General features: G+C 45.4%; 9 protein-coding genes. 7 read left to right on the top strand and 2 right to left on the bottom strand.

The features are described from left to right. Window positions 1–929, bottom strand: a 929-nt coding sequence (locus QZV24_RS09840) for an endonuclease (RefSeq protein WP_294523371.1), incomplete at its 3' end; no start/stop codon positions are given. Between the two features lie 71 nt (window positions 930–1,000). On the opposite strand from QZV24_RS09840, the gene QZV24_RS09835 reads away from it, so the two are divergent. Further along, the gene (locus QZV24_RS09835; protein WP_294523369.1) at window positions 1,001–1,834 is read left to right on the top strand and encodes a hypothetical protein; all 834 of its coding nucleotides are present in this window, start codon (window positions 1,001–1,003) and stop codon (window positions 1,832–1,834) included. 58 nt (window positions 1,835–1,892) lie between these two features. Then, window positions 1,893–2,681 (top strand): LPP20 family lipoprotein, encoded by a 789-nt coding sequence (locus tag QZV24_RS09830; RefSeq protein WP_290654979.1) that lies wholly within the window; start codon window positions 1,893–1,895, stop codon window positions 2,679–2,681. A gap of 463 nt (window positions 2,682–3,144) precedes the next feature. Here QZV24_RS09830 and QZV24_RS09825 read toward each other — a convergent pair whose 3' ends face one another. Beyond that, window positions 3,145–3,705: a BsuPI-related putative proteinase inhibitor gene (locus tag QZV24_RS09825; protein WP_294523366.1), complete on the bottom strand. Its 561-nt coding sequence runs from the start codon at window positions 3,703–3,705 to the stop codon at window positions 3,145–3,147. A gap of 409 nt (window positions 3,706–4,114) precedes the next feature. On the opposite strand from QZV24_RS09825, the gene QZV24_RS09820 reads away from it, so the two are divergent. The 5 genes from QZV24_RS09820 to QZV24_RS09800 form a co-directional block, all read left to right on the top strand. After that, a complete protein-coding gene (locus QZV24_RS09820; protein ID WP_294523365.1) occupies window positions 4,115–4,915 on the top strand; it encodes an HD domain-containing protein in 801 nt (266 codons plus the stop codon). A 75-nt stretch (window positions 4,916–4,990) separates the two neighbouring features. Continuing rightward, window positions 4,991–6,667, top strand: coding sequence for a glutamine--tRNA ligase/YqeY domain fusion protein (locus QZV24_RS09815; protein ID WP_294523364.1), 1,677 nt, complete (start codon window positions 4,991–4,993; stop codon window positions 6,665–6,667). A gap of 3 nt (window positions 6,668–6,670) precedes the next feature. Next, window positions 6,671–6,988, top strand: a complete 318-nt coding sequence (locus tag QZV24_RS09810; RefSeq protein WP_294523363.1) for a hypothetical protein — start codon at window positions 6,671–6,673, stop codon at window positions 6,986–6,988. Window positions 6,989–7,115: 127 nt separating this feature from the next. Next, window positions 7,116–8,399: an ArsB/NhaD family transporter gene (locus tag QZV24_RS09805; protein ID WP_294523361.1), complete on the top strand. Its 1,284-nt coding sequence runs from the start codon at window positions 7,116–7,118 to the stop codon at window positions 8,397–8,399. Between the two features lie 260 nt (window positions 8,400–8,659). After that, window positions 8,660–9,844 (top strand): tetratricopeptide repeat protein (locus QZV24_RS09800; RefSeq protein ID WP_294523359.1); only part of this gene is annotated, 1,185 nt, incomplete at its 3' end.

Genomic DNA, 9,844 nt, shown 5'->3' with positions numbered 1-9,844 from the left:
TCATCGGTAGGGCAGAAGACTTTTTGTAATCCGTAGGCACTACCGCTACCGGTGGCAAAACTACCGTTCCAGAAAGTGGTGTCACTCGGAATACCCGGCGCATGGTTTAACTTGCTTCGGTTGGCGGAGTAGTCACCCGGCACGAGATGGAAGAGGTCGCAGTAGGCTTCGTTCACGGTACCTCCCCACCAACTCTTGGGCAACATATGCTCGATATCAAAGCCTCCTACGCTGGCTGTTGGATTGGCAGGGTCGAAATAACGGTGGTTGTTAGAATACATGTCCAACACCTCGTTAGTGAGCGTGTCGCGATCGGTATAGAAGAAAGCGTCCCAAGTCTTACGCGGACCACTTCCGTACCGGTAGCGCACGCCGCAGAAGATGATTTCGCTTAATTTGGATTTGAGCAAGGAGTCCTGTGTGCCTTGTGCGCGCTCGTAGTAATCGCCGGGCATAGGACCGATAGCCATGCAAGACGAGTCCACGTTGAAGGTAGGCGGCGTGTATTTATAACCGCTTATCTTGAGTGGAATGGACTGTTTGACGAGGATGTTGTCTGCGCCTTTTCCGCTAACGTACAGCGTGTCGAACGCGTTAGATGTGAAATTCAAACTGTAGGCCAGATCGATCTCGCCTCCGGCAGAGGGAAGAGTTGTGCTACCTAATTGGAAAACGGTGCCGCTCTTTAGAGCCAATTGAATATCTCCGACTACATGCTTACCCTTCACTTCTACGCTTACTACATCTTCTGCCGTTTCGCCATCCTCGACCGGAACACTACCGAAGTCCACGGTGTAGGGCACTTCAAAAACAGCGGTGTTCGGTAGAGGATCAGGTGCTTCAAACTCAATGCGCTGTACATACCAACGGTTGTTGCCAGCCACTTTAGCGGTAATAGAGATCGCGTTAAGGGTGCTGTTAACGGTCAATACGTACGGACGGATTTCGGCTTTGTGACCGTCTTCCCAGATGAGATCTTGACCACAGACGGTGATGCCTTTTGCTGCTGCTGTTGACTTCTTTTATAGGGGGCAGGGCAGAAGCGGCTGATATTCTCACCGTCAAGGTCAGCGGAACGGCCATGGCCGGCCAGGAAGCCAAGGCGATTGAGGATGCCAAGAAAAGAGCCGTGTTCAAGGTGTTCTCCCATGATACCAGGGCTGAAAATGATCCCAACAGTGTATTTGTCCAAATGTTGGAACGATACAATGATTATGTGGAAAGCTGCAAGGTTACCAAGAAAACAACCACCGGCAACCAGTTGTTGGTGATAGCTGAGATAGCAGTGAGACACAGTAAGCTGCACGACGATTTTCAGGAACTGGTGGCCCAACGGCAGGTGGCCCAGGATGATATGACGGCAAGCATCGTAATGCGGGCGGTGAATACCACCGACAATCAGGGCTTTGGTGATGGCCTGGAACAGGCCTTTAATCACCGGTTTGGGTTACAGGGGTTCCAAGTCCAGCAGGATGAGGAACTGGTGATGGCCAAACAGCACATTTTGGCTGGTGCATATGATGATTATGTCCAGGGCCTGCAGAACTTGATTGACAATAATACCATAATGACTAATTTCGCAATAATCGGCGAAGTGGGCATTGAAAAAGTGATGAGTAATCCAACCGGAAAAGGTTATATGGCCAAGTCTATGGTGCGAATACATGCTTATGACTGTATGAGAAAAGCCGTCGTAGGGGATTTTCAAGAAAGCTATGAAATGCTGGCTGATACCGAAGCTGAAGCCGAACGCCTGGTTTTACAGAAGGCTTCCATCGATGCTGCCGAAAAAATGGCCAAGGATACATTAAGATATTGGCGTAATGTGAATTAGTGGAACTAATCCCATTAAATAATAAAAATTCAAAGGTGATAAAGAGGAGGAATTTATTATGAAAAAGTTATTCTCAATTATTGTAGCGATGGCTATGCTACTGATGAGCTGCACCGTGTTTGCAGCAACCGACATTTCTGATGGTGTTATCCGGGTAGAGGGTACAGGCTCCCTAATGAATGCTAACTCCATTACCGGGTATCGGGCTGCTAAGGTTGACGCTATGCGTAATGCTCTGGAGGAGGTTCAGGGCGTAAATATCGATTCGGACACTACTGTTCGTGACAGCATTACAGCCAGTGATATGGTCCGGACCAGAGTAAACGGTATGATTAAGGGGGCCAAAGTGGTAAAGAAGTATCGGGATGACGATGGTTATCATGTTATCATTGAACTGCCGGTATATGGCGTGCAGTCCTTGGCTTCAGCAGTTATTCCAAAGACCTATACTGCATCTGCACCGGTTCCATTTGCTCCGGCAACTACCTATGCTCCTGCACCAAAAATTCCGGTAAGCAGCGGTCCATACACTGGTCTGATTGTTGATTGCACCGGCCTGGGTTTGGAAACTGCTATGGCAGCCGGCGTATTCACTCCTGATAATCAGATGGTATATGGCAAGGATAATTTCAGCTATGAGGATGTTATCAGCCGTGGCTATGTAGGTTATGCCAGAAGCTTGACCAGTGGTGTTGATCGGGCAGGTTCCAATCCATTGATTATTCGGGCCCAGTCGATCAAACAGTTCGTAAATCCGGTTATTTCCAATGCCGATGCCGCCAGAATTATGGTAGAAAATCAGCAGACCAAATTCCTGGAGAAGGGCAATGTGGTGTTTGTAAAATGAGACTTATTCAGTTGGAGCGTAAAGCACCGAATGAATGTAGTCGAATAAATCCTTGGCTTTACGGGTGCTTTGCTACCAACCTAAGAGGTAGGAGGCTTAGCACCCGTTAGCATAGGGTAAAATGAGACTTATTCAGTTGGAGCGTAAAGCTCCAACTGGATGTAGTCGAATAAATCCTTGGCTTTACGGGTGCTTTGCAACCCACCTAAGAGGTAGGAGGCTTAGCACCCGTTAGCATAGGGTAAAATGAGACTTATTCAGTTGGAGCGTAAAGCACCGAATGAATGTAGTCGAATAAATCCTGAGCTTTATAGGTGCTTGCTCCCACATGAAAGGTGGGAGCTCTAGCACCATCAGCGTAGGACAAAATAATAGAATAAAATCTGTACTAAATGAAAATGGAGGCTCCCATGCTGGGAACCTCCGTTTTATTTTTCACTATATATTTATTATTGGCAATAAATCAATTACTGATGATTACCCCGCCATGGATAAAAATAGGTGTCTTGTTGGCAGCGACCCGGGTTGGAACCTTTGTTGACAGCTTATAAGATGTGTCTAAAATATAGGCGGTAACAAGAATAGCGTTTTCCTTGATTTTGTTAAAGGCTTTGCTGTCCAGCTCAGCTTTATAAACTTTAAAGCTATGGGCGTCAATGGAAGAAGATGTCAATGCCTGGGTAAAGGCCATATTATCGGACCATTGCCATAATTTTTCACCGTTTTTGTCGGTAATAATAAAATCATAAACCTGTCCGTTCCGATGGCTTACACTGTAGGGTAAATCACCACTGTTGGTAACTTTTAATTCCAGAAACAGTTTTCCGTTCCGCTGCTCAACGACTAGTTCCTGGATTATATTATCAGATTGCATGGCGGCATAGCTGCTATTATTATTTGGACTGCTGGATCCGGAGCCGGACACAGGGAAAGTGATACCGATGCCCGTGCCAAAGCCGGCATTAACTATGCTAGGGACACACATGGCAATTGCCATTATAAAGGTTAGTAGAAATTTATACATAATGCATCACCTCGTGAAATGTAGTTTAATTGTTCAAATTTTTCTTCTTTAGAAGAAAAATCTTCCAATTAGCGTTTCAACGAGCTGGGAGATATGTTCGCCAGCTGTTGTAGTTTGTTTTCCCCCATCTAAAGAGGTAGGGGACATCTTAAAGCTCGTTATAATATTTTACACAATTTGACAGGGTTAGTAAAAGGTTGTTATCAGTAAGTTTTAAAATTCTTCATATTATGATATAATTCTACGGGTAACCTGGTAAAGGGGCTGTGGATACAGCTCCTTTGTTTTTGCTGGGAAATCTTCGTGAAGCGAATATGCAAGATGAAAGATAACTTTAAAATTCGTGTAAGGGCTGATGGAAGCCCGTATGTTTTCAGCTTGATTGCATAGATTATTGGCGGTGATATAGGTGAAAGAACTGGTTAAAAAAGCTCATATATGGATGGATGAATATATGAAGTCCTTTTACGAAGAGGATGCAGATGTAATGCTGGGGATAAGGACAAAGGAAGTTCATACCGGCTATGTGACATCCTATGCTAAGGAATTGGCTGGTCATCTGCAGCTGCCGGAGCATGATGTTCAGTTGGCAGAGTTGATTGGGCTGTTTCACGATGTGGGGCGGTTTCGGCAATGGACTCTGTACAGAACCTTTGCAGATGCTTATTCCGAAGACCATGCAGAGTTGGGGTTGAAGGTTATTCAGGAGTTGGCCTTTTTTGATGAGTTGTCGGCAGATGATAAGGACATTATGCTTTTTGCTATAGGAAATCATAATAAAAAAGTCATTGCCCCGGCCCCGGATAAACGCCATTTGCTTTTTGCCAAAATCATTCGGGATGCGGATAAATTGGATATTTATCGGGTGTTGGAGCCATATCTGCTGGGGGAAAAGGCGGTGGCCTTTTCACGACAGGCTGTTAACTATGACAAAGAAGCCTTTGCTCCCGGCTTTGTGGAAAAATTCTGCCGGGCTGAACAGGTGGATTATACCGAAATACAAACATTAAACGATCGAATATTAGTGCGGTTGATGTGGGCCTATGATATAAATTTTGCCTGGACAATGCGACGCATCCGGGAAAAGGGCTATCTGCTGCGGGTGGAAGAACGGCTTCCCCAGACTGAGCTGGTTCGTGAGGGCATTGCCCGTTTAAATAAATATGTAGACGATAAATGCAATTCTGCTGATTTGCCGATGGATTTGTGATATACTAAAGAGTGCTGGTGATATTAAAAAGGAAATGGACCCGTTGGTGGGAGCAGGATAAAAAGGAGCGATAATATGGCAGAAATTGCTGTTACAGGTTCAAATTTCATTCAAAATGAAATAAATGAGGATTTAAAGAAGGGCTATTATCCGGAGGGGGTGCATACCCGTTTTCCACCGGAGCCAAATGGCTATCTTCATGTGGGCCATGCCAAGTCCATCTGCCTGAATTTTGGTTTGGCCAAGAAAAATAATGGTATCTGTAACCTGCGGTTTGATGATACTAACCCGGTAAAAGAGGATGTTGAATATGTTGACTCCATTCAGGAGGATATAAAATGGCTGGGCTTTAGCTGGGATGACCGGATGTTTTTTGCTTCGGATTACTTTGGCAAGTTGTATGATTTTGCTGTGGAGCTTATAAAAAAAGGTCTGGCTTATGTGGATGATTCCTCGGCTGAGGAAATTCGCTCCATGCGAGGCACTCTAACCGAGCCGGGGCAGGAGAGCCCGTACCGCAACCGTAGCGTGGAAGAAAACCTTCAGCTGTTTGAGAAAATGAAAAACGGTGAATTTGCCGATGGAGAAAAGGTTCTGCGGGCCAAGATTGATATGGCATCACCAAATATTGTTATGCGTGATCCGGTTATTTACCGGATTGCTCATGTGGCCCATCATCGCACCGGGAATGAGTGGTGCATCTATCCAATGTACGATTTTGCCCATCCATTGTCCGATGCCATTGAGGAAATTACCCATTCGGTATGTACCTTGGAATTTGAGGATCATCGGCCATTCTATGATTGGCTGTTGCAGGCTTTGGGCTTCGAAGTGGGGGCCCGCCCACGCCAGATTGAGTTTGCCCGCTTGAATCTTACCAATACGGTTACTTCCAAACGGAAGCTGCGTCAGCTGGTGGAGGAAGGCTATGTGTCTGGTTGGGATGACCCACGGATGCCGACCATTTCCGGTTTGCGCCGGCGGGGCTATACTCCAGCCTCTCTGCGGGCTTTCTGTGAGGAAATCGGTGTGGCAAAGGCCAACAGCTTGGTGGATGTGGCCATGCTGGAGCATTGCGTTCGGGATGATTTGAATAAAAATGCGGACCGTATTATGGCTGTGTTGCACCCATTGAAGGTGGTTATTACCAATTACCCGGAAGGTAAAAAGGAATATATGGTAGCGGACAACAATCCAAATACTTCGGCACATCGCTATGTACCGTTCAGCCGGGAGCTGTACATTGAGCAGGAGGACTTTATGGAGGATGCCCCAAAGAAGTTCTTCCGCTTGAAGCCAGAGGGTGAGGTTCGCTTAAAGCATGGCTATATTATCAAGTGTGAGGAAGTCATCAAGGACGAGACCGGCACCATTGTAGAGCTGCACTGCAGCTATGACCCTGAGTCCAAGACTGGTGGGGCTACGGCTAACCGCAAGGTAAAGGGGACTATTCACTGGGTATCCGCTGAGGATGCCATTGAGGCTGAGGTCCGTCTGTATGATTATTTGATTGAAACCGATGAAAATGGTGAGGCACCGGCCGATTTCCTGGCAGCTGTCAACAAGAATTCGCTGGAAGTCATTGAAAACGCTTTGATTGAACCAAGTGCCAGCTTTACAGCAGTAGGCACCCATTATCAATTCCTGCGTACCGGCTACTTTGTGGTGGACAAGGATACCACACCGGAAAAATTAGTATTTAACCGGGTAGTAGGGCTGAAGGACTCCTGGGCCAAGGCCAAGAAAGGATAAGCTATGGGAAAGATACCAAAGGGATTATCCGACAAGGATATGCTGGACGGCTATGTGGAAGAAGTTACCATGGAAGCCCAGTTTATGGCAGCAGAGGCGGCTGAGGAAAAGAAACGCCGGGAAAAGATTTTTGGCAAGAAAGAAAACAGCCTGTCCATGTCCGGACTGGATGATGAGACATTGGACAAACTGGGCCGGAAGCTGCTGGAATTGAAGATGGAGCTGTTCCGGGAAGGCATGAAAAATTACACCCTGAAGGTGAAACGGGAAGGCTGGGATATAATTATTACCCCGGTCGTCAAAGGTAAGCCTGCCAAATAAAATAGTAACAAACAAGAATAAATAGAAATAAATAGGAATAAATATGTACTTTTTTTGGCTAATATGATAGAGTTAGTGTAATAAAATTTGTCGGTCAAATTTAGGCATATTTGGGAGGTAAGGAAAAGTGAGTACAACAACGATTGCAGTAGTAATTTTCATTGCTGCATACGCTCTGATTATTTCAGAGAAGGTGCACCGTACGATTGTAGGTATTGTTGGTGCTATGCTGATGATTTTATGCGGTATTTTGTCCCAGGAAGTGGCCATTCATCACATTGATTTTAATACTTTGGGACTGCTGATTGGTATGATGACTATCGTCAATATTACCGCCGAAACCGGTTTGTTTAATTTTTTGGCTATTTGGGCAGCCCAGCGGGTCAAGGCTCAGCCAATGAAGCTGCTTTTAGCCTTGGCTACCTTGACGGCATGTTGCTCCGCCCTGTTGGATAATGTAACCACTGTACTGTTGACGGTACCGGTTACTTTCAGTATCACTGCTCAGCTGAAGGTGGATGTAAAGCCGTTCCTGATGGCCCAGATTTTGGCCTCCAATATTGGTGGTACCGCTACTCTGGTTGGTGACCCACCAAACATTATGATTGGTTCCGCAGTTGGCCTGAGCTTTATGGATTTCATAATGCACCTGACTTTGCCGGCTATTGTTATTTTTATTGTTACCATATTCATTCTGGAAATGCTGTATGGCAAGTCTTTGCATACAACACCGGAGCTGCAGGAGCAGGTTATGAAGCTGAATGCTGCCAAGCAGATTCGCGATAAAGTATTGGTAAAGAAGTGTCTGGCTGTATTGGCGTTCACCATGGGATTGTTTGTGATGCACAATGTCCTTGGTTTGGAATCCGCTACGGCGGCGTTGACCGGTGCCGGCCTGTTGCTGCTCATCACCTTCACCCGGGATGAGGAAATGATTTCCAAGGTTTTGGGCAAGGTTGAGTGGACAGCTATCTTCTTCTTTGCCGGTTTGTTCATCCTGGTTGGTGCTCTGGTAGAGACCGGTGTTATCAAGATGCTGGCGGAGGAAGCCATCGCTATTACCCAGGGTTCTGTGGAGGCTACCGCTATCCTTATTTTGTGGATGTCGGCCTTTGCTTCCGCCTTTGTTGATAACATTCCATTCGTAGCTACCATGATTCCGCTGATTAAGGATATGGGTACCATGGGTCTTAATAATCTGGAGCCTATGTGGTGGTCCCTGGCCTTAGGTGCCTGCCTGGGCGGTAACGGTACCTTGATTGGTGCCAGTGCCAATGTAGTAGTTGCTTCCTTGGCTGCTAAGCATGGCCAGCAGATTTCCTTCATCGGCTTTATGAAGGTGGCCTTCCCTTGCATGGTTTTGTCCATCATCATCAGCATGGTTTATGTATATCTGCGGTATTTGATGTAATTAGAACTTTATACCTAAAAAATGCTACCCTGTAGCTCGTTTTGAGCTGCAGGGTATTTTTATGTTGTCCATTACCAGTGGACAAATACTGTGCTATATATGTTAAGCTTAAAAACACATTAGAACTAAATTAGCCACTATTAGAGCCAGTTAAGAGTTGCATTAAAAATACATTGTACAGACACCTATGTCTTGTGGGGGGGGACATAAGTGCTATACTATAGGCAAATGTGGATAACTTATAAAGGGAGGTAAATTTTATGAGGGGAAGGAAACTGCAGACACTGCTATGCGCTGCATTACTGGGGGTAAGCTTATGGCTGCCAGGGCAGGTATCGGCCGAGGTACGCACTGTCGAGGCGGACGGATTTTACCAAATGGGTGATGGCATGGCGGAAAATCAGGCCATTGCTAAGGAAAGAGCCAGGGTAGATGCCATACGTAGTGCCGGCGAGCAGGCGGCAACTTATGTGGAAAGCTTTACAGCCGTTTCTAATAGCAAAGTAACCAAAGATGATATTCGCCTTTGGACATCGTCTGTGCTGGAGGTTAGGGATGTAAAATTCACCCCGGTGATTGTGGGCGAATCAATTCAGTTTCAATGTCACGTAGTGGCCGTGGTGGATACGGACAAGGTAGAGGAAAAAATCCAGGAAGATAACATAAATTTAAAACATTCGTTGCAAGAGTATCAGGAAGAAAATGAACGCCTACGTAAGGAAATGGAAGAACTTAAGCAGCAGTATAAAACGGCTACCCCGGAGCAGAAAAAGAAAATAGACATAGAGGCACAGAAAAACGATCGGGAATACGAGGCTAATTCCTATTTTGAAAAGGGGTGGGAGAGCATTCAGAAAAAAGATTATATTTCGGCCATAGATTATTTAGAAAAAGTCATAAGCCTTAAACCAGATTACGCAGAGGCTTATGGCAATATAGGGTATGTATACAATGAATTAGGTGAATACCAAAAGGCTATCGAAAATTTAGAAAAAGCCATAAGCCTTAAACCAGATTACGCAGCGGCTTATGGCAATATAGGGTATGTATACGATGAACTAGGTGAATACCAAAAGGCTATCGAAAATTCAGAAAAAGCCATAAGCCTTAACCCAGATTACGCAGAGGTTTATAACAATATAGGGTATGCATACAATGAACTAGGTGAATATCAAAAGGCCATAGGGTATTTAGAAAAAGCCATAAGCCTTAAACCAGATTACGCAGAGGCTTATAACAATATAGGGGATGTATACGATGAACTAGGTGAATACCAAAAGGCTATCGAAAATTTAGAAAAAGCCATAAGCCTTAAACCAGATTGCGCAGCGGCTTATGGCAATATAGGGTATGTATACGAAGAACTAGGTGAATACCAAAAGGCTATCGAAAATTTAGAAAAAGCCATAAGCCTTAAACCAGATTGCGCAGCGGCTTATGGCAAT

Source organism: uncultured Anaerovibrio sp. (assembly GCA_902786545.1).
Classification (GTDB): Bacteria; Bacillota; Negativicutes; order Selenomonadales; family Selenomonadaceae; genus Anaerovibrio.
The sequence above is the reverse complement of the archived record's forward strand: the minus strand, read 5'-3'. Positions and strand labels throughout refer to the sequence as shown.